The organism is Spiroplasma endosymbiont of Phyllotreta cruciferae (assembly GCF_918697755.1).
Map to the genome: position 1 here is coordinate 279,127 of NZ_OU953854.1, position 19,500 is coordinate 298,626.

The 19,500-nt window shown below is 26.3% G+C and carries 24 protein-coding genes, 1 pseudogene and 1 other annotated feature; of the genes and pseudogenes, 16 read left to right on the forward strand and 9 right to left on the reverse strand.

The features are described 5' to 3' along the window. The 5 genes from NL276_RS01780 to NL276_RS01800 all read right to left on the reverse strand — a co-directional run. Window positions 1-1,883, reverse strand: a 1,883-nt coding sequence (locus NL276_RS01780; protein ID WP_253301738.1) for a hypothetical protein, incomplete at its 3' end; no start/stop codon positions are given. Window positions 1,884-1,886: 3 nt separating this feature from the next. After that, entirely contained in the window at window positions 1,887-3,281 is a 1,395-nt protein-coding gene (locus NL276_RS01785; protein ID WP_253301739.1) for a hypothetical protein, read from the reverse strand. Then, window positions 3,274-3,552, reverse strand: coding sequence for a hypothetical protein (locus NL276_RS01790; RefSeq protein ID WP_253301740.1), 279 nt, complete (start codon window positions 3,550-3,552; stop codon window positions 3,274-3,276). Before NL276_RS01790 ends, NL276_RS01785 begins: the two co-directional genes overlap by 8 nt. After that, window positions 3,552-5,012 (reverse strand): PBSX family phage terminase large subunit, encoded by a 1,461-nt coding sequence (locus NL276_RS01795; RefSeq protein WP_253301741.1) that lies wholly within the window; start codon window positions 5,010-5,012, stop codon window positions 3,552-3,554. Before NL276_RS01795 ends, NL276_RS01790 begins: the two co-directional genes overlap by 1 nt. After that, window positions 5,005-5,403 carry a hypothetical protein gene (locus NL276_RS01800; protein WP_253301742.1) on the reverse strand — a complete coding sequence of 133 codons (399 nt, stop codon included), beginning with the start codon at window positions 5,401-5,403 and terminating at the stop codon, window positions 5,005-5,007. The genes NL276_RS01795 and NL276_RS01800 overlap by 8 nt, the downstream gene beginning before the upstream one ends. A 286-nt stretch (window positions 5,404-5,689) precedes the next feature. Here NL276_RS01800 and NL276_RS01805 point away from each other — a divergent pair, with 286 nt between their 5' ends. Then, a complete protein-coding gene (locus tag NL276_RS01805; protein WP_253301743.1) occupies window positions 5,690-6,673 on the forward strand; it encodes an IS30 family transposase in 984 nt (327 codons plus the stop codon). 160 nt (window positions 6,674-6,833) lie between these two features. On the opposite strand, the gene NL276_RS01810 is transcribed toward NL276_RS01805, so the two are convergent. The 4 genes and pseudogenes from NL276_RS01810 to NL276_RS01820 form a co-directional block, all read right to left on the reverse strand. After that, window positions 6,834-7,220: a terminase large subunit domain-containing protein gene (locus tag NL276_RS01810; RefSeq protein WP_253301744.1), complete on the reverse strand. Its 387-nt coding sequence runs from the start codon at window positions 7,218-7,220 to the stop codon at window positions 6,834-6,836. A gap of 84 nt (window positions 7,221-7,304) precedes the next feature. Continuing rightward, window positions 7,305-7,901 (reverse strand): DDE-type integrase/transposase/recombinase, encoded by a 597-nt coding sequence (locus tag NL276_RS01815; protein WP_253301745.1) that lies wholly within the window; start codon window positions 7,899-7,901, stop codon window positions 7,305-7,307. Window positions 7,902-7,913: 12 nt separating this feature from the next. Next, a pseudogene (locus NL276_RS05120) lies at window positions 7,914-8,138 on the reverse strand (helix-turn-helix domain-containing protein); the annotation flags it as partial. Between the two features lie 63 nt (window positions 8,139-8,201). After that, a complete protein-coding gene (locus NL276_RS01820; protein WP_253301746.1) occupies window positions 8,202-8,465 on the reverse strand; it encodes a hypothetical protein in 264 nt (87 codons plus the stop codon). 227 nt (window positions 8,466-8,692) lie between these two features. On the opposite strand from NL276_RS01820, the gene NL276_RS01825 reads away from it, so the two are divergent. From NL276_RS01825 to NL276_RS01895, 15 genes are all read left to right on the forward strand, one after another. Then, window positions 8,693-9,685 (forward strand): IS30 family transposase, encoded by a 993-nt coding sequence (locus NL276_RS01825; RefSeq protein ID WP_253301747.1) that lies wholly within the window; start codon window positions 8,693-8,695, stop codon window positions 9,683-9,685. A gap of 285 nt (window positions 9,686-9,970) precedes the next feature. After that, on the forward strand, window positions 9,971-10,354 hold the full coding sequence (locus tag NL276_RS01830; protein WP_253301748.1) for a hypothetical protein: 384 nt from the start codon (window positions 9,971-9,973) through the stop codon (window positions 10,352-10,354). A gap of 35 nt (window positions 10,355-10,389) precedes the next feature. Then, complete coding sequence (locus NL276_RS01835; protein WP_253301749.1) at window positions 10,390-10,845, forward strand: hypothetical protein; 456 nt, start codon at window positions 10,390-10,392, stop codon at window positions 10,843-10,845. A gap of 162 nt (window positions 10,846-11,007) precedes the next feature. Then, window positions 11,008-11,115: a sequence feature (ribosomal protein L10 leader region), on the forward strand. A 73-nt stretch (window positions 11,116-11,188) separates the two neighbouring features. Further along, window positions 11,189-11,680 (forward strand): 50S ribosomal protein L10, encoded by a 492-nt coding sequence (gene rplJ, locus NL276_RS01840; protein WP_253301750.1) that lies wholly within the window; start codon window positions 11,189-11,191, stop codon window positions 11,678-11,680. A gap of 55 nt (window positions 11,681-11,735) precedes the next feature. Continuing rightward, window positions 11,736-12,101: a 50S ribosomal protein L7/L12 gene (gene rplL, locus NL276_RS01845; protein WP_253301751.1), complete on the forward strand. Its 366-nt coding sequence runs from the start codon at window positions 11,736-11,738 to the stop codon at window positions 12,099-12,101. Between the two features lie 571 nt (window positions 12,102-12,672). Next, window positions 12,673-13,056, forward strand: coding sequence for a hypothetical protein (locus tag NL276_RS01850; protein WP_253301752.1), 384 nt, complete (start codon window positions 12,673-12,675; stop codon window positions 13,054-13,056). A 73-nt stretch (window positions 13,057-13,129) separates the two neighbouring features. Continuing rightward, entirely contained in the window at window positions 13,130-15,235 is a 2,106-nt protein-coding gene (locus tag NL276_RS01855; RefSeq protein WP_253301753.1) for a lipoprotein, read from the forward strand. Beyond that, the gene (locus tag NL276_RS01860) at window positions 15,213-15,461 is read left to right on the forward strand and encodes a hypothetical protein (RefSeq protein ID WP_253301754.1); all 249 of its coding nucleotides are present in this window, start codon (window positions 15,213-15,215) and stop codon (window positions 15,459-15,461) included. Before NL276_RS01855 ends, NL276_RS01860 begins: the two co-directional genes overlap by 23 nt. A 30-nt stretch (window positions 15,462-15,491) precedes the next feature. Next, window positions 15,492-16,010 (forward strand): hypothetical protein, encoded by a 519-nt coding sequence (locus NL276_RS01865; protein ID WP_253301755.1) that lies wholly within the window; start codon window positions 15,492-15,494, stop codon window positions 16,008-16,010. Between the two features lie 40 nt (window positions 16,011-16,050). Next, window positions 16,051-16,806 carry a hypothetical protein gene (locus tag NL276_RS01870; RefSeq protein ID WP_253301756.1) on the forward strand — a complete coding sequence of 252 codons (756 nt, stop codon included), beginning with the start codon at window positions 16,051-16,053 and terminating at the stop codon, window positions 16,804-16,806. After that, a complete protein-coding gene (locus NL276_RS01875; protein WP_253301757.1) occupies window positions 16,778-17,365 on the forward strand; it encodes an FtsX-like permease family protein in 588 nt (195 codons plus the stop codon). The genes NL276_RS01870 and NL276_RS01875 overlap by 29 nt, the downstream gene beginning before the upstream one ends. 74 nt (window positions 17,366-17,439) lie before the next feature. Then, a complete protein-coding gene (locus tag NL276_RS01880; RefSeq protein WP_253301758.1) occupies window positions 17,440-18,609 on the forward strand; it encodes a hypothetical protein in 1,170 nt (389 codons plus the stop codon). Next, window positions 18,602-19,162, forward strand: a complete 561-nt coding sequence (locus NL276_RS01885) for a hypothetical protein (protein WP_253301759.1) — start codon at window positions 18,602-18,604, stop codon at window positions 19,160-19,162. The genes NL276_RS01880 and NL276_RS01885 overlap by 8 nt, the downstream gene beginning before the upstream one ends. Further along, window positions 19,137-19,307, forward strand: coding sequence for a hypothetical protein (locus NL276_RS01890; protein WP_253301760.1), 171 nt, complete (start codon window positions 19,137-19,139; stop codon window positions 19,305-19,307). Before NL276_RS01885 ends, NL276_RS01890 begins: the two co-directional genes overlap by 26 nt. After that, a partial coding sequence (locus tag NL276_RS01895; RefSeq protein ID WP_253301761.1) for an FtsX-like permease family protein occupies window positions 19,279-19,500 on the forward strand: 222 nt, incomplete at its 3' end. The genes NL276_RS01890 and NL276_RS01895, both read left to right, overlap by 29 nt.

The window sequence follows — 19,500 nt, forward strand, 5'->3', positions numbered from 1 at the left end:
GCTCCAAAGATAGCACCAACTTTATCATTGCCTTGTTCTCTAAATATTTCAAACGGTAAATAACCTTTACCTTTTGAGTTTCCAGACCAAAATGCATCATTATAAAAACTATAAATATTAGCACTCATAAAACCATTTAATCATTGAAAATTAGGTCAAGTTTTTTCATCTTGATTAATAACTCATCCTCATGGAATACCAAATGAAATAAAGTTTAAGAATTTACCAACTCCACCAGGTATTGTAAAAGGATTAAATACTAATTTTTGTGTATAGTTTAAAGGTAATATTGTTATTTGTCGATTAATAAAATTATTTACATTTAAAATATCTCAAACATTACAAGACCCCATTTTATTATATTCAAATTGAACTTGCCCAACTGTATTACCAAATTCATCTTTTCTTCTAAAATATGATGAAGCTTGAGTACTAATAATATTATCAACATTACCACTATTTACTTTTATTTTATTAGGTGGAGTTATATTTCAATTTTTAGATCAATAAAATTTAGAATTATCATCTTCTGTATGAATATTTCTACCAACACTAGAATTAGTTGCTGATGTAGTAGTTGGGTCAGTTATAACAATACCCTCACTATTTTTTTGATTTCAAAAATCATATCTTGCTTCCATACTATCTTTTCAATCTTTAAATCCTGTTATCATAGTTGGTTGAATACCTTGAATGTTATATCAACTTACATCAGGTGAAGCATAAGTATTTATTTTATCTGGAGCAGCAGGAAACATATTATACATTAATAAATCCCTTGAATTCATAACTTTTTTATTAAATTCACCTTTAATAATTGGTCGCCCAATTACAGGCATATCAAAAAATATCGGATTACCATAAAATTTAACTGCCATTGCTCTAACCCCTGGGTCTTTTAATAAAATCTCATCTAATTCAACAATACCTTTATTTAATTTTTCATCATAAGTTATTTTAGGAAAACAATAACCTTCACCAGGCGCTGATGTTTGAATAAATTGTCGTACTGATAAACCACTATTACTAATTTTGTCATTAATACTTGAAAAGGTAATTTCTTGTCATAAAAAACTGCCATCATAAGGTGAATAATAATTAATAACATTTGAGGGATATAATCATTGTCTATCTTGGGGGGCAGAATTAATATCACCACCACCAATATTTAATCCACGATCATTAAATACAGTATAAAAATTATAATAATCATTAATATTTAATTTAGTAATATCTTCATCTAAAATTAATAAAGTATATTGTCTTTCAGTTGATTGCTGAGTAAATACTTGTTCAAATTTAGCTTCACCAAATTGAATTGAACTTCTATCATCAATCATATAAGCATCTCAATATTTACCAACTTTAACCTCTTTTGTATAAAAGTTATCAGCTTTATTATCATTAATAAAATAACTTAATTTATATTGATTTAAGTATTCTAACATTCTATTAATATCATGAATATTTTCACCATCAATTAATTTTCAATAAACATTATTATTTTCATCTTTTAATTTTATCGCAAAAGGTGTCTCATTATTTGCTCATATAGTTGAGTTAATAGGTTGTTTATTAAAATCATCAATAGTTAATATATTAATTTCTTCACCTTTATATTTTTGTACTATTTTTAAACTACCCTGTCATTGAGCAATCGTACTTTCCATATTATCAAATATTCTTGAATAACTACCATAATCACTTGGTTTAGCATTATTAGGTTTTCATCCTGTTTCAGTATCAGGTATATATGAACTATAAACATTAAAAGGAAATACCATTCAATGTCTGTTATCTTTTATGTTTTCCCTGATATCTATTAAAGTATCATGGGCTTGTCTTCTTAATTCTTCTATAACTCCCGGGTTAATTCTACTCATTTTTTAATTCTCCTTAATTTCTGTTCTACCTTGTAAGGCATTTTGATTATTACCAGTTTCATCGTATTCTAGTAATTTATTATTATGTTCTATTTCTTTAGTTTGCATTTTATCTTGTCATGACTCTACTTTTTCATAGTATTTGGTTGCTTCTAATTCATCAATATTATCATATTCAGTTATAGCTCTTATTGGTTCCATTGTGCCATTATCTAATCTAGCTGTAATTAATTCATTTTGTCGCATTTGGTCTAATAAACTAGCACTAACAAAATGAAATCCATAAGGTCGTTCACCATTTCCGTCTCATAAACCATAATATTTTAAAACAGTATCAAACATTTTAGTATAATATTGTTTACGATATGATTGTAAATATGCTTGTTTTTCTAAATCTTTTGTTTTAGTTAATAATGATTGTGTTTTATTTTGGTCATTATCTGACTTATCACCAAATGGACTAGAAAAATGACATGCTAAATATACTTGTTCAATAATAGATTTTTGGTCTTCGGTATATGTTTCTAATGTTGGTGTACCTTGCACTACTTGTAAAGATTGGGATAATTGACCATCTACTGTTGATGAACTTGATTGAACAAAAATATCATCAAATACATCTTGTAGTACTTTTTTATTACCTTTGTTATAAGCAGTCATTAAATCATCACTTAGTATCCCATATCAATGCGTACGATTTGCATATCTTTCTTTTGATTTAATATTAAAACTATCTTCTAAATCAAATTGTAATTTATAACAATTTGCCATAGTAGGTCAAGGGTTCAAAGTAGTTGATGTAGATAAAAATAAAGGATTAGGTTCATTAATCATTTCTCAAAAAGGTACAATGCCTAATTTATTTTTAAATTCTTGTACTAAAACAGGTCTAACATCATCTTTAATTTGTGTTTTACTTTGCCCAACAACTACTTCATTATTTTTGGGTCAACCTTTAATAACTATTTTATCTTTGGTACAAATTAAATTTAAAATAAAGCCACTATCTGATTGATGATAATTTAATCAAATATCAGCACCTTGTTCAATTTCGTTTATTTTACTAACACGAGATGTAAAGTTAAAAGGGTTAATTCATAAATCAATATTGCCATCTGATGTTTCTAATAAACCAAAAATAGTTTTACCCATTAAACTTGCTGTTAATTCATTCTTATCTAATTTCTCTTTTATTTTATAAGTTTCATATCATCAATTTAATTTTTCTAAAATGTCTTTACTGTGTGATGTAAATAAAATATCTTTACCATTTACTAATCGCATTTGATGGCGAGCAATAATATTTGCTAAATTAATTGTTCAATAATAATTATAAAATTTTAAAACACTATTAATATCATTTAAATTTGGTAAACTGGGGAAAGTATTATTATTCATGATTATTTTGCTCCTTTAATTTTAAGATAAGTGCATAATTAATAATATTTACTGTTAATAAATTTGGTTCATTTGCTAAAACTTGAACACATACTTTAACTTTTTGGTATTTTTTAATATATTCGTTATATAAATTTAATTTACATATTGCGATATTATCTTTTTTTAATTCTTGACAAAGTCTTTTTTTAACTTGTCCACAAACAGACATATAAGGTCTTTTTGCATTTATTACACGCTCATCATGTATTACATAAATATCTTTTTTCATTAAGTTATTCACTCCCTTTGTTGTCATAATTTATAATCTTCTGAACTATTATGTTTAACCATTGGTATTAATTCAAAGTGTAAGGCATAAAAATCACTATCAAATGTATCATCATATAAATCTAACATTCTTTCTTCTCTGGCATCTGGTTTATCTTCTCATTGAATTAATTCATATTGAGTTTTACTTACAGGGCATTTTTCTCATAATCATTTTAATTGATTAGTATTTATTAACATTGTAAACGCTTCTATACGATGTCTTATTTTAAATTTCTGCTTTTGTGCTGGTTTAAATGTCATATATTGACCAAAAGAATAATTATATTTTTCTCGGTTTAAACTTTGTAATGTTGAATAAGCACTATCATCAACATTTATACTAATTCCTTGCTGGATTAAATTAAAATATTGATTTAATTGATTGTTGTAAAACTCTAAAATATCTTTAACTTGTTCTAATTCAGTTTTAAATTGTTGTGTAGCATTTGAATGAGTATATTCTGCGACTTTATATGCTTTTTTATCAAATGAATTATATATTCAAAAACTCGCTGCTGTTTTATGTCCTTTTGGACTAGTAGCATTCGCAATATCAACACCACCTAATAATTTCGTTGGTTGAATAATATCTGTTGCTTGCATAATATCAATATATCTTGCAAAGATTGACCCACTAGTATTACCTGGTAAACCTCAACTCCAAACCCTTGCTCTTTCAATATCTAACTGCTCTAATCTTAATTGTTCATTAACTTTATCTTGTGGTAATTCATAATTAAGTCTTCAACTAGAATAATGAATAATAATTTTCATATTTCATTTTTCTATATAAGTAATTTGTTCATATTTACTACGCATTAGTTCTTCATTAAAGGGCATTAATTCATTACAATAACCAACAATATATCTTTTTAAACTTTCGGGATTACAGGTATTAATTGTTATTTTATTTTGATAACCACGAATAGCAAACTCTAAATCACTTAAATCTTTTTGTTGAAATTGATCACATTCTTCTCTTCAATCAATAACTAATTTATATTTATTCAAATCAGCAAAGGCTTTTAATTTTTCTTTTCGACTTGGTGAATGTAAACCTTTACAATATATTTTGCTACCATTTGATAAAGTAAAAGTAAAATTTGATAAATTAATAGTATAAGGAATATGATTTTCATCTAGCATATTTCATATATTTTGAAATACACTATCTTTTAAATCTTTACTCCAATACATACTAGCAATGATACAAATTGGTTCTTTAATTAATAAACTAATTTTTAATAATTCACCAAACATTTTAATATTTGAAATTGTTTTACCACTATATCGTGTGCCAATTTGATTAATTTCATTCACGAGCTCATATTTTTTTGCAAATGGATATTTATTACCAACATTACTATTTTGTAATAACCAATAAGGCGTTTCTAACAAATAAGTAAAATGATTAAGCATTATTATCACTTTCTTTTTTAATATCTCTAATATCCGTTTGTAAATTAACAATTATTGTTTGTTGATTATTTAAGTTTAATTCTTTTTCAAGTTCTTTTTCTTGCAGTGAATATTTATAATTAAATGCTCGTTGTCAATATAATTTAGCACCATCAGGTGATTTCATCATAAAATTAATTATTTCACTTTCAATTCTATCAACTTGTTTTTCAAGTAAAGGAACTATCTTTTCGCTCGCATAAGTATCATATCTTCACTTACGAGAAAGATTGAATTCATTGGTTAAATCATTCAAAGTATATGGTTTATTAGGTGATTTATTTTCTCAAAATTGCTCTATTTTACGATAAAAAGTTGCCAAACTTGCTTTATTTGGATTAAATTCTTTCATTTTTTACTCCTTTTTGCATATTAAAATTGCTATTATTTAATGAATATGATTAAATAAAAGAGTAAATAAAACGTATAAAAGAACTCTCACAAGTTCTTTTTTTATTATATATATTTTACATCAAAATAAAAAAAAGTAAACTTAATTACTTTATTTTTTATAAACAGCTTTAAGAGACAGAATTTACTTACTGTTTATTATTTAAATTATATACTTATAAAAATAATTGTCAATAATTTTTAATTTAATGTTATAAATATTTTAAAAAGAATTGGAGACAGAAAAAATGCAAAAATATACACATGTAAAATATGATGAACGAAATTTATTTAAAGATTTATTGTTATCTGATAATTGTAAAAAGAAAAATGGCAATATTAACTTATCTGAAATAGCAAGACAAATCGGTCGCGGGATTAATACCGTTAAAAGAGAAATAAATCGATTTAAAAAGGTAGAAGATTATATGCCATTTGAAGCACAAAAAGATTATAAACAAAAAAGAAAAAAATGTATTAAAAAACTGCCCACATTTACAGACGAACAACAAGAATTTTTAAATTTACGATTTAATATTCTTTACGATTCACCAGCAGAAATTATTCAACGATTTTTAATAAAGTTTGGTGTCAAATTTCCTGCTTGTCTTAAAACATTTTATAAATGAATTTATTTAGGTCTTTTGGGTTTGTTAAAGAAAAATTTATTAAATGGTGGTAGAAGAAATAGAACAAAGAAAAGACCCGATAATCGTGGAAAATTAGATGAAAGATTTAGGTCAATTTGAGATATTGAAAATAAAGAGACTAATGTTGGTTGATTTGAAATGGATACGGTAGTTGGTAAAGACCATCAATCTAGTTGTTTAGTATTAGTTGAGCAATCAAGCAAAAAATACTTTGCTATGAAATTAGAAGAACATACTGCTAATGAAGTTTTAAAAAAACTTGAAGAATTAGTTAGAATTAATGGTTTAGTTGGAAAAATTAAAGGAATAATAACTGATAGAGGAAAAGAATTTAGTAAGTTTGAAGAAATGGAAAAAATTACTGGTTCTAATATTTATTTTTGTGATCCAGGTTCACCAAAACAAAAACCATTAATTGAAAGAATGAATCGTGAATTTAGAAAACGATATATTAAAGGAACAGATTTTAATAATGTTACGCAACAAGAAATAGATTGAGTAGTTAATGTTATGAATGAAAAATTAAGACCTTGTTTGAATTTAAGAACAGCTAAAGAAGTATTTTTAGAGAATTTTAGATAAATTTATTTGAAAAATTTAATAAATTATTTTTCAGTGTGTTTAAATATGCTTAAAATAGATTAAATTTACAAATAATTTAATTTTTTTTAAAAAAATAGTTGCATTTATTTTAAATGATGTTATTATCAGATTAACAAGAGACAGAATTTGCTGCTTGAATTTACACAATACATGGCATTAATTTATTTAAGTAGTCTATATGATCTTGATAAATACTATCAAGGTTAGTGCTTGTAATTAATATTAATTTTTTATAATCACGAACTGCTTGCATAATTGCTTCTTTTTCTGATTTACTAAATTCGTTAGCTTCTTCAAGTCAAATAATACATAAGTCCGCACCCATTGCTCTTGCTGTTCTTTTACCTAATACTTGCGATGAATTACTTTTTCTAGCACCTTGTAATTTAATAAAACTACCATTAGGAAATGTTCAAGTTGGTTTATTAAACCTATCATTATATTGATAATGACCACCACGCCATTTTTTAGTAGGGTTAAGGATTAATCCAACTTTTTCTAAGGCATCTTGAATATCTTGTTGCATTTCAGCAGTATCAGCACTATTTAATCTAAAACCATATATTGATATTTTTTTATCTTTATTTGCTAATACAACACAACTTAATAATTAGACTGCACCCATTTTAGTAAGTACTAATAAAAAGTATTTACTATTTTTTATTATATCTTTTTCTTTACGATTTGAATATCATGTATTTCATTTTATAACATCTTGTATATATTCTTCATGTGAATTATATATTTTATTATGGATTGTAGCTTTCTTAAGTAATGAATGAAAACTTTCTATAACAATATTATCTGCACAGTGGTAATTTTTCCCCATTGAAATTATAATACCGTTAGATACACATTTATCGAGATAAATAGCGGATGTGTATTGATGATATCCGTGGTCTGAATGAATTATTATTCCATTCAGATCTTTTTTTATTAATTTTATTTTATTAATTGCATCATTTAAATTATATATTACTAATTTATTGTCATTATATTTAGATCACTTTACATCAACTATTTCTTTAGTATATCCATCAATAATTGTTGATTGATAATATTTTTCTCTTTTTCAAATTAAATATGTTACATCAGTATATAGCGCTGAAAACCTTGTTTTTATATCATTGAATTTACGATTAATTAAATCAGGATATTGCAATAAACTTTTTTCTTTATTCTGTTTATATTTCATTTTTCTTCTCATTTTTCTTACATATTCAGGTTGTATTTGATTATAACGCATAATCCCTAAAACTTTTTTTGAATTATATTTTATATCATAATCTTCTTTTAAATATTTAGTAATTCTTCGATATCCAAATTGTTTTAAATTTTCTTCATAGACTTTTACAATATCATTTATTGCTTCTTTATTTTTTTTGCTACTGTCATAATTTTTATATTTATCTCAATAACTACGTTTTAACCACGTTACTTCTAATTAATAATTTTATTGAATATTCATGACAATTTTGTTTAATAAAAGAGACGATTCTTAGTTTGCTTAATTGTAAAAGTCATGGAGCTTTTTTAATAATTCATACCTTGTTTTATAATATTCTAAATCTCTTTTACCAAAAGAGATTTTAGGTCCTTTGTGATTGTTTAATTTTCCTTTTTTATGATTTGCTCATCAAGATTCTACTGTATTTGCATTTGGATTATATTGTTTTGCTACTACTCAACAACTTTTTTGTTTAATTTCCTCAATGATTTTTGTTCTAAATTCTGATGTATATTTGTTATATTTTTGACCTTTTCTTGCCATATAAAAATGCACCTCCTTTAAAAGTTTAGCAAAGTCTTTTTTTACTTTACTTACTTTTTGGGGTGCACTCTATTGCAAGTCTCTATTTTTAGTAATTTTAAACAAGTGATTAAGGGCTAGTAAATCCTACTTGTATTAAATTACATCATCATCCTAACATCTTTTAATAAATTGTCAACAAAATTTAATTTTTAATGTATAAATATTTTTGAGAAAGGGTTATAAAAATGAAAAAGAAAAAATTTAAACATTTTAAGTTAGCAGAAAGATATGATTTAAAAGAATATTTAGAATGCGAAAGATTTAAAAAGAAAAATGGTACACCTAATTATTCTAAAATAGGAAAAGTAATGAATAAAAGTCGTAATACAATTAGATTAGAAACTAAAAGACCGCAAGAAGAATATGATCCTGAAAAAGCAAATAAAGATTATAAAAATAAAAGAAAAAAATCGATAAAATATACTACAATTAGAATAAAAGTTGTAAATCATGTAAGAAAAATTTTAAGTAAAAAAAGTTATTCACCAATGTTAATTATTTATGAATATGAAAAAAAGTATAATGAAAAGTTTCCATTTTCGCATGTGACACTTTATAAATATATTGAATATAAAATTTTTGATGATGAAAATAATGAAATTAAGAAACGGTTACCATTTAAATGTAGAAAATTTAAAACAAAAAAAAGAAAAGATGATCGTGGGCAATTGACTAATATTAAATTTATTGAAGAATCACAACATAAAAAAGGTACTTTTGGTTGATTTAAAATGGATTGTATTGTTGGTAAAGACCATCAATCATCTTGTTTAACTTTTACCGAAGAAAAGAGTTTATATACTATTTGTTTTAAATTAAATCAACATAATTCAGAAGAGGTTAATAAAGCCATTAAAATTATTTTTAAAAATAAACTTTACAAAGTAAATATAAAAGGAATTATTACAGATCAAGGTAAAGAATTTAGTAAATGAAAAGAAATTGAAAAGATTAATAATGCAAATGTTTATTTTTGTGACGCTGGAACACCAACTCAAAAACCCCATGTTGAAAGAATAAATAGAGATATTAGAGAATATTTACCTAAGGGAACTGATTTTAATCAAATTACTCAAAAAGAAATTAATAAAGTTATGAAAATTATTAATGAAAAGCCACGACCGAGTTTAAGTTGATTATCATACAAAGAGGTATTTTTACAAAATATTAATATTTAATTTTTTTAAATATGAATTATATATTTGTAGCAAAGTTTCCTTTTTTGCGTGCTGAAATATTAACTTATATTCAAAAAAATTATTTTTTTCAAAAAAGTATTGCATTTTTTAATAAAAGATATATTATCAAATTAATAGGGGTTAATTGCACTACTTTCATCTTTACTTTACAACAAACAATATGTTCAAACAAGAATTGAAGGGGTTGAAAATATTTTTCGGAATGCAATTATCTTTGGTAAGGAAAAAACTTATTTTGGTTCTTCACATGGTCTTTATGTTTTAATGAATGGTGATAATAAAGCAACTAAAATTAAAGGTATTGATGATAAAGTTATTTTTTTAACAATTGATCAAGATAATAACATTTATTTTGCAACAGAAGATAATGATATTTTTATTTATAAAAACGATGTCTCAATTGTCCAAATTGAGGGACTTGTTGCTGATGCTGATGTCACTGCGCTTACTTTAGATAGTATGAATAACTTATATTTAGGAACACTCGCTGGAATCTATTATTTGCCAGCAGGGAAAACTGTTGCTGAAAAAGTTAATTGAGGTGATTATGTTGTTTTTGTGTTAATAATTGATCATCAAGATGATGTTTATTTTACAACTAATAAACGAGACTTTTTTCTTACCAACAAAGTAAAGGTGATCCGCTAGTATTAATTCAAAATTTAAATGAATTAATTTATGCAATGGCAATTGACCAGACTAATAATATTTATTTAGGAAATTATATTTATCAAACCAAAACAAATGAGTTGAAAGAAATTAATTTGCGGGATCGCAGCATATATTCGATTGCGGTTGATGCTAAAGATAATATTTATTATTGTAGTTTTCTAGATGGTTTTTATTTTTTAAAAAAGGTAGAAAACCAAGTTATTAAAACTAATTTATTTGGTCGAGAAGTTCAAACGATTGCGGTTGATGATAAATATAATATTTTTGTTAGTAATAATGAAGGTCCTTTTATCTTTCGAGTGTATAATCCCCCAATTGTTCCTGATCCAATTGTCAAACAAAAAGATATGGTGGTTGCGAAGGTTTTAGGTTATGTGTTTTTGGGTACTTCTGGTACTGTTGGGCTATCTTGTTTAGGAACATATTTATGAAATAAGTATCGTTATAAAAAGAACCGGCGAAAATAATAAAGTTATTTAATAAGTACTAATTTAAAAATTATTTTTATTTTATAGTATAATAATTATTAAAGAATTTAGTGGTTTTAAACGTTTATAGTTTTTATATACTTATAATATTATTTATTTGACTTTTGAGCAAAATTATAATATGATAATTATTGGTATTGTACCTTAGTCATCAAAATACCAGAGACAGCAACGGATTTTCTTAAATCTTAATTATGTTGCCGAGGCATTATTGATATATAGAACAACTATATGTTTTTATATTATTAAAATAATGTTTTAGGCAATTAATCTATTTGGTTAATTGTCTTTGTTTTATTGAATTATTATAGGGAGGCGAAAAATGAAGCCAGCAATGAAAATTAAAACAGCAGTTGTTAGTGAAATTGCTAATAACTTTAAAACTGCGAACTCAGCAGTTATTGTTGAATATCAAAAATTAACAGTTGCTGAATTTACAGAACTAAGAAGAATGCTTACAAAAGAAGATGTAAACATTAAAATATATAAAAATAACTTAGTGAGCTTGACTGCCAAAGAAACGGGGTTTGCAGAATTGGATCAATATTTAACAGGTCCTAATGCTTTTGTGTTTGGTGTAGGAGAACAGATGGCTGCCGCAAAAACTTTGGCAAAATTTGCAAAAAAACATCCAGCTTTGAAATTAAAAGCCGGAATTTATGAGGGTAAAGTCTTGGATACAAAAGCAATTATTGAAATTGCTTTATTACCAACAAAAGACGAATTACTTGCAATGTTTGCATCAAGCTTATTATACCCATTACGTATGTTCGTAATAGCAGGTAAAGAAATTGCTAAAGTGAAAAGTGAGTAATTAATTTATTCAATATTTTATAAAAATGTAATTATTAACGAGGAGGAAAAATATTATGGCATTATCAAAAGATGATATTATTAAAGCATTAGAAGAAATGAAATTATCAGAATTAAATGAATTAGTAAAGGCAATTGAAGATCATTTTGGAGTTATTGCTGCTGCAGCAGTTGCAGCAGCACCAGCAGAAGGCGGGGCAGCAGCCGGACCTTCAGAATTTGATATTGTTTTAACAGATCCAGGAGCAAGTAAAGTTGCAATTATTAAATTAGTAAAAGAAATTACTGGAAAAGAATTAATGGAAGCGAAAGCAATTGTTGATAAACTACCAGCAGTAATTAAATCAAAAGTAAAATCTGAAGAAGCTGAAGAAATTAAAGGACAATTAGTAGCAGCTGGTGCTTCAGTTGAACTTAAATAGTTTAATTTTATTAAAATAAAGCAGGGGGTACCCCCCTTTTTTTTTTTTTTTTTTTTTGTAAAATTATATTATGTATAAATGGGGGCGATAGAAATGTTAATAGATTTTTTATTTAATAGTAAATTTTATAAATTTATTACATTAATGAATAATATTTTTTCATCAATAGCATTTTGAATTTTTATTTGTTTCAGTATTAGCATTTTTATTCGTATTACTTTTTTAAAAGCAAAATCTCTTAAAACTCTTAATAATAGTTTTAATAGAATTGAAATTATTACTTTTATTATTACTTTTATTAGTAATATTCTAATTTTAAGTGTTCTTAATATCCTTACACAGTTTTATCTAGTTTGAGTATCGGGGTCAACACTTGTTTTATTGAATATTATTTTTTCTAGTTTGGTATTATTTTTTTATTATTTCAAAAACAAAATATTTTGATATTATTGTAATTTTTAATAAGATTATTGCTGTTTTATTCTTAGTCGCTTTCGCCCCAATTATTTTTATCTTAATTCTTCAAACAATAGTGAAAACAAAACACCATTTATTTTATTTAATATTATGAGTGTTTTCGTATGTAGCCTTAATTGGTACTATCATTATTAATAACAATACAACAGAGTTAAAACAAATTTTTCGTCGTTTGTTTTTTGGTTTTATTTTAATTTTATTAATCTTAATTTTAAATTTTCAATTTATTGAAAATACAAAAGATATTAAATTGTCAACAATTTTTAGCAATATATTTATATTTATTTTACTTTGAATTTGAGGTTGACATGTTGTGCTGATGAAAAGTAACGATTCAGAGGTTCAAAATGAAAAACAAAGTGAAGAGAATTTAAAGTTTTTTGTATTGGCAATTAAAAATGATACTTTAATAATGAATAAAACAATTAAATACACAACAATTATTCTTAATGGTTATAAGCAGGTTCTAACAATTTAATCTTTTATATTAATTTTTAATAAATTTATTATTTTAATAATTGTAACAATTCAATAAAAAGGAGTGAATAAAAATGAAAAAATTACTTTCTATTTTAGGAGTAACAACATTAACATCAACAAGCGTTTTTAGTGTAGATGCTTGTTCAAAAGGAAAAGCAGGAATAAATAATGATTATTTTGATAGCGAAATTAATAAAATTGATCCAACAATTAGAAATCAGGTTAAATATACTAGTACAATTGCAAAAATTTTAATTGCTTCACGTCATGAGAATATGAATACATATGCTTTTCCAACTTTACAATATTTTTTAAATAATATTGGGGAAAATTTAAAAGGTACTTTTAAAACAAAAAGTGGAAAAGAAGTTCAAATCAAAGATTATGTTGAAGAATATAAGAAATTAAATAATATTTTTTATAATCCTTGAAGTGCAAGAAATACAAGTTATGAGCCAGAGCGAAATAATTATAATTTAATGTCTTCTCTTGTTGCAATGACAAATTTTGCAAAATGAAACACGAAAGAAAATGAAGGACACCCCAATAAAGATAAAGACCCGAAAACTAATCGTTATCCTGAATTTGAAGTAAATCAAAATTTAGGATGGGCTCAATATGATACTGGGGCGTTAGCAAACATCTTATCACAAAAGTCAGATTCAGTTAAGGCTTATATTCAGAGAACCAAAGGATGAAGTAATTATTATGATTCATCAACAGGACCATATGCGTCAAATATTATGTATCATAATTCCTTGAGTAATCCACCAACTACATCAGAACTTTCATATAAAAATGGTGGAATAGAAACTGAATTTGGAAAAGCAATCGCGAACCAGTCAAGTTCGTTATATGACTTGTTTGGTTTAAAATATTTTGATGAAGCAATTACAATGTTAGGGCGATTTGGACCAGGTTTAGAATTACCAGTTTCATATTCTTTAGCACAATTATTGCCAATTGTTCAAACTAATCGTTATGGTGAAAAAACGGCAGGGATTTTCTTAGCTGCTCCTTTTGTTATTTTAAATACCATTAAAGGTAAATTATTTGATTCTAGTACTGGAAAAGTTAAAGATGGTAGTCCATTGTTAGAAGTATTTGATCGTGATACGATTGATAATACAATTCTAAAAGTTGAAGCACAAAGTGATGGTGAGGTTGATAATCCTACTAAAACGATTGAAAATATGAATTTATATGATATTTTATCAAGTCCTGTTATGAGAACAGCAATGAAAGTTATTACAAGCCAATCACCACAATATTTGGATTTAACAAGTAGTAATAAAGATCACAAAAATGCCTTTTTAAAATGATACTCAGTATTAGGTAATTGATTCACAGCAGCTTTAGCAAAAGAAGGCTCAAAATTTGATATAAAAAAATTTAATACAGTAATGTCAAAAACAGTTTACAAAGGTCTTGAAGGATTACAAAAGATAATAGGATTGTTTTCAGAAGACACTGTTGTTGCCTTAATGCGAACATTATTACAAATGTTAAATTCAAGCAATTTTAATATGTTTAATTTATTAAAAGGTGTTGCTGGATTTGCAAACTGATTCTATACTAGTGATGATAAGGGACATTATAATTTAAATGTTGAAAATGTTCAGAAGATTGATGATGTTTACAATAAAGGTCCTGAGAAAGCTGGTTATAGTGATGATTTAATGGCTGTTGATAAAAAAAGTGAATATGCTAAATTTATTTTAGAGAACTATGGTTTTGATGAACAAACAAATCAATATAAATCAGGGTCATTATTTGATATGATTAATACTTGATCACGTGGGGGGAATAACACTTATCCCGACCATGAAGCCATGCATAAATTTATTACTCAAATTTTAGATTCGCAAAATGGTTATATTGGAGTACTAACAAACCAAATTAATCAAGTTATGGCTGATGATTGATTTGATAATATCTTTTTGGATCGAAAATGATATATTACAGCTTCTGGTAAAGGTGCTGATGGAAAAACATTAGGGGCAGTAATAACTGACGGACGCGTAACGGGAGTTAGATATCAGTTAGACTATTACGGTCCAAAAGACGCTTCAACCAAGTTAGCTCGTCATACGAAACCGTTAGGATATAGTGATCCAGCGTCAGGAAATTCACCAGAATATGTTGCACAACAAAATGATCCCAACAAAACGTCATAATATTGCTCCCGAAGGGCAAACATGAGCTGACCAAGACTGATTTGATTATGATGGGTTAGGGGATACTTATTTAGAAAATAGTGAAAATATTAAATATAGTTATGTTGTTGAATTTGATAATCAGGCCCGCTTTTTATACAATCCAGGAATTAAAGATGATTTGACAAAGAATTCATATTTATTAAGTGATTTTGCCTGATACTATAACAATACACGCTACTATTAGTAGTTAAACGAAAGAGGGAGAGGTTAAAAAATGCTGTTATTTTGGCAAACATTAAAAAGTATGTTTAAACAAAAAGCACAGTTAACTATTTTTATAGTATTATCTGCTCTTTTAACATTGTTAGCCACTTCATTATGAATTGTTAACACTCGGTTAACGGATGCATATTCATTTATGGGACAAGGAACTTTTAACTATGATTATTTATTAAAGTTTAATGGTAAAAAGAAAACAGGGTCTAACGTTGAAACAATTACACCCTGATTTGTTTTTAGTAATGATTATCATTTAATCACTGATGTTAATGGTGAAAAAACAACGTTACCATATGTGCATCTTGGCTTAGACGGAGCCTTAAAAGCAATAGATGATAACGATGTTGAAGTTACATTTAATTATGCATCAACAAATAAGGTTAGTAGTATTGAATTTAAGAACTTAGATTATAGAGCACCTGTTTTTTTAAATAATGGCTTATATCGTTTTAATTATCAAAGTGAAGTTTTTTCAGAAATCTTTAATTGGACAATTATATGATCAAAACGGTAATCTTTTTGATCCTAATAATTTAGGTTTAATTGAAGCATTTATGAATAATTTTACACATAGTGATATTTCTCAAAATACAGTAAATTTAATTATTGATTATTTAAATCAAAAATTTATTAATCCTAAAAGTGAGGGTTCAACAAAATTAAAACAAGCAGTTCTTAACTTTGTTAATACTGGAACGAAACAATGAAATAAGGATGTTAATTTGCAACAAGGTGATCCACTTAATATTCCAAAAAGAGAAGATATTGAACAACAATTATTTACTAACGGATTAAATGGCGATTTAAGTTTTTTAACAAAAGATACATCACAATCTTTAATTAAAATTAATCTTTATTATTCACCAACTACCAATAATAATCTTGATGTTGGATATAATAACAATGTTGGGAATGCTGTTTTTAGTGTTAATGATTTTTATAACCAAAATAATAAGAATAATCTTTTTAAAAATCAACCATATGGACCCGATGGTTTTACAAAATCTTATTATGCTTTAGTTGCAAAAGTTTCTAATTTTTCACACCAATTGCGTGAAGAATATGAATATTGAGATTTAGTTTCTAATATTAAGTATAAAATAATTAATTGACAACCATTGTTAGAGTATAATCAATTAAAAATTATTGAACAATATTCATCATTTGATCCCGCTAATCCAACTAATGATGTTTATGTTGTTATAACACCACAATTTGCACGTAGTCAAAAGTTAAAAGTTGGGGATTCAATTAAAATTGGTGAAAATTCTAATTTCTTTGTTGGAGCAATTGGGTGGTGATCCCGCTAACATTTATCCAACAATTTATGACACCGATATTTTTCCTGACCCAAAAACAGATGGAATTATTTATGTTTCTGAAAATATTTATCGGGGAGAAAGTATTATTGCAAATGCAGAGATTGATGAAAGTTCAACTTTGTATCTTACACATACAGGAAAAGATGAAAATACAGATGTTGCAACTTTTAAAAATTTTTATCAGCTGATTTTCGAAGTCTGAATGAACCAAATGATAAAAATGCCGGGTTTGCAAAGCCTTGATGAAACAAAATTAGTTTATCTTCGTTATAGTTTGTTAGGGACAGCAATTAGTGTTTATCGAACAATTACCATTGTTTTATCAGCAGTTTTCTTGATTATTTTAATTTTTACCTTAGTAATTTTAATTAAAAAAATTATTAACCAGCAAAAAATTGAAAATGGAATTTTAAAAGCAAACGGTTACAGTGGTTTAACAATTGCAAATTCGTATTTGGCGCATGCAATTGTTGTTACGGGAATTGGTGTTCCTCTTGGTTGAATTATTGGTGTTGTTCTCCAATTTCCAATTATGAGTGTTTTTTAATAACTATTTTGTTATTCCAACAAACTGCTCATTTTCACTAATTCCGTTTGCCATTTGTTTTGGGAATAATTGGCGTGGTTAGTGCTTTATCAATTTTGACAACAGCAATTCGTCAGTTAATTATTAGTCCATTAGATTTATTAAATCCAAATAAGAATGTTAAGACTTCAAAGTTAGTTAATTCAATTAGTAATCGTTTTTCATTCAAAAAATTTACAACTAAGTTTCGATTTGTCATGATGGCAGTATCAATTAAAAAGATTAGTTGGTTCTTCTTAACATTTTTTATTGCTAGTCTTTCATTAACATTTGCAACTTTAATTCCAACCGCAATCAATAAGTTTAGTAAAGATTATTATTCTAATTTAGATTATAACAACGAATATAATTATACTAATGTTGTTGGTAACATTCCGTTTAGTCGCTATGAAATGTATGACTGAAATGGTCCAGAGTATTCTAATAGTCCAGCATATCCACTTGCAAAAAACTCTTTAGTTAGTGATTATATGTATAATGGGAATTGACTTTCAACAGCAAATGATATTAATGCTGATAATGCGCACTTATATGCGCAACAATTAAATAATATGATTATTTTTAATTTTATGGTTGGAAAGGGAGCTAGTTTATCAATCGGGACCTTTTATGATATGTATAATCGTTATGGCCAAAATGTTGATATTGGAAATCAAATTGATACATTATTATGTTCAACAATGCCTCGTGCGTTCGGAAAACAACCAGTTCATCCAACAGATCCAAATATTGTTGATCGCTGAACTTATTGTGCTCAATATGCTACAAGTGATATTATGCCTGGAAAAATTAGGGCGATGTGATTAAAAAATGAATTAGCAAAAGAACAATTTAATTTTACTTTTGGAACTTCAACTTATAATCCTAAAAATGAGGATGTTTATACGGAATATACGGCAAAAATATTAGATTCAAGTTTTGGTCTTTCAACATATGGAATTAATGCAAATAATAAAACAATTATTTTTCCTAATCAAAAACTTAAAAAAGCATTGGATGATAGTAAAAATTTAAATGTTAAATCTGATAAGATTCCAATGATTGTTAATAAAGCTGCGCAGAGTAAATATAATTTACAAGTAAATAACATCGTTAACACCACAACCAATGCTAAACAATTACAGTACTGTGAGAATACAAATGATTGTGTTGTTCCTATTACAGTATGATCATATGAGCTTCCAACTGGTTTTGTTGATGATTAATATTAATCCGTTTACACTTGATTTAACAAAATTAACAGTTGGTAAACAAAACCGCTTTGGTTTTACCGGTAAAAATGGTACAGTGCAAGATTACTATAATATTAAAAATTTTGTGTTAAAGTTGCCAGTTAACGCCTTTAAACCAGGAGAATTTTTAAATACGACAACTTCTGTTACAACAGGACGAACTTTACCGGGATTATTGGACCCTAACCCGGCACAAAAAGACCAGCAAGTAGTGAAACTAAGTCCGACTGGGAATTACTATATTATTCATCCATTTGATAATAAATTTGATAAGGAGATTAATGGGATTGGTGATTTAACTAGTGGTTTTCCAACTAATTGATATCGTGAAGCACTACGACAGAGCTTGTTAAAAATTGGAACTACAACTAAAAATGTTAAATATCAAATCATTGGAATTCAAAATTCCTATGATGAACCACGAGCATATGTTAACCAAGTTTTAGCTAATAACATTCTTGGTTTTGCCACAAATATTAGTCAAATGTATGATAAAACAAATGGACAATCCATTATTATGATTTAATGGCAAATTTAGTAAGTATCAAGATCAAGTTGACCAAACAACACGCTTTAATCTTTCTTCACCAGATGGTTCCTACTCAATGATTGACTTTATGAATGGTCAGTTAAGTGGCGGAGTTGGGTGACACCGATTATTTAATTATTAAAGCACAAGTTATCCAAAAACTTGCTTGAATTTCAAGTATTTTATCGGTCATTTTTGTTGTAATTACAACTATTACTGCGGTTATTATTGTCTATATTATGACAGAATCTTTTGTTAATACATTTTTAAAATTTATTGCAGTAATGAAAGCATCGGGTTATTCAAACCGTGAAATTAACAGTTTAACATTAGGG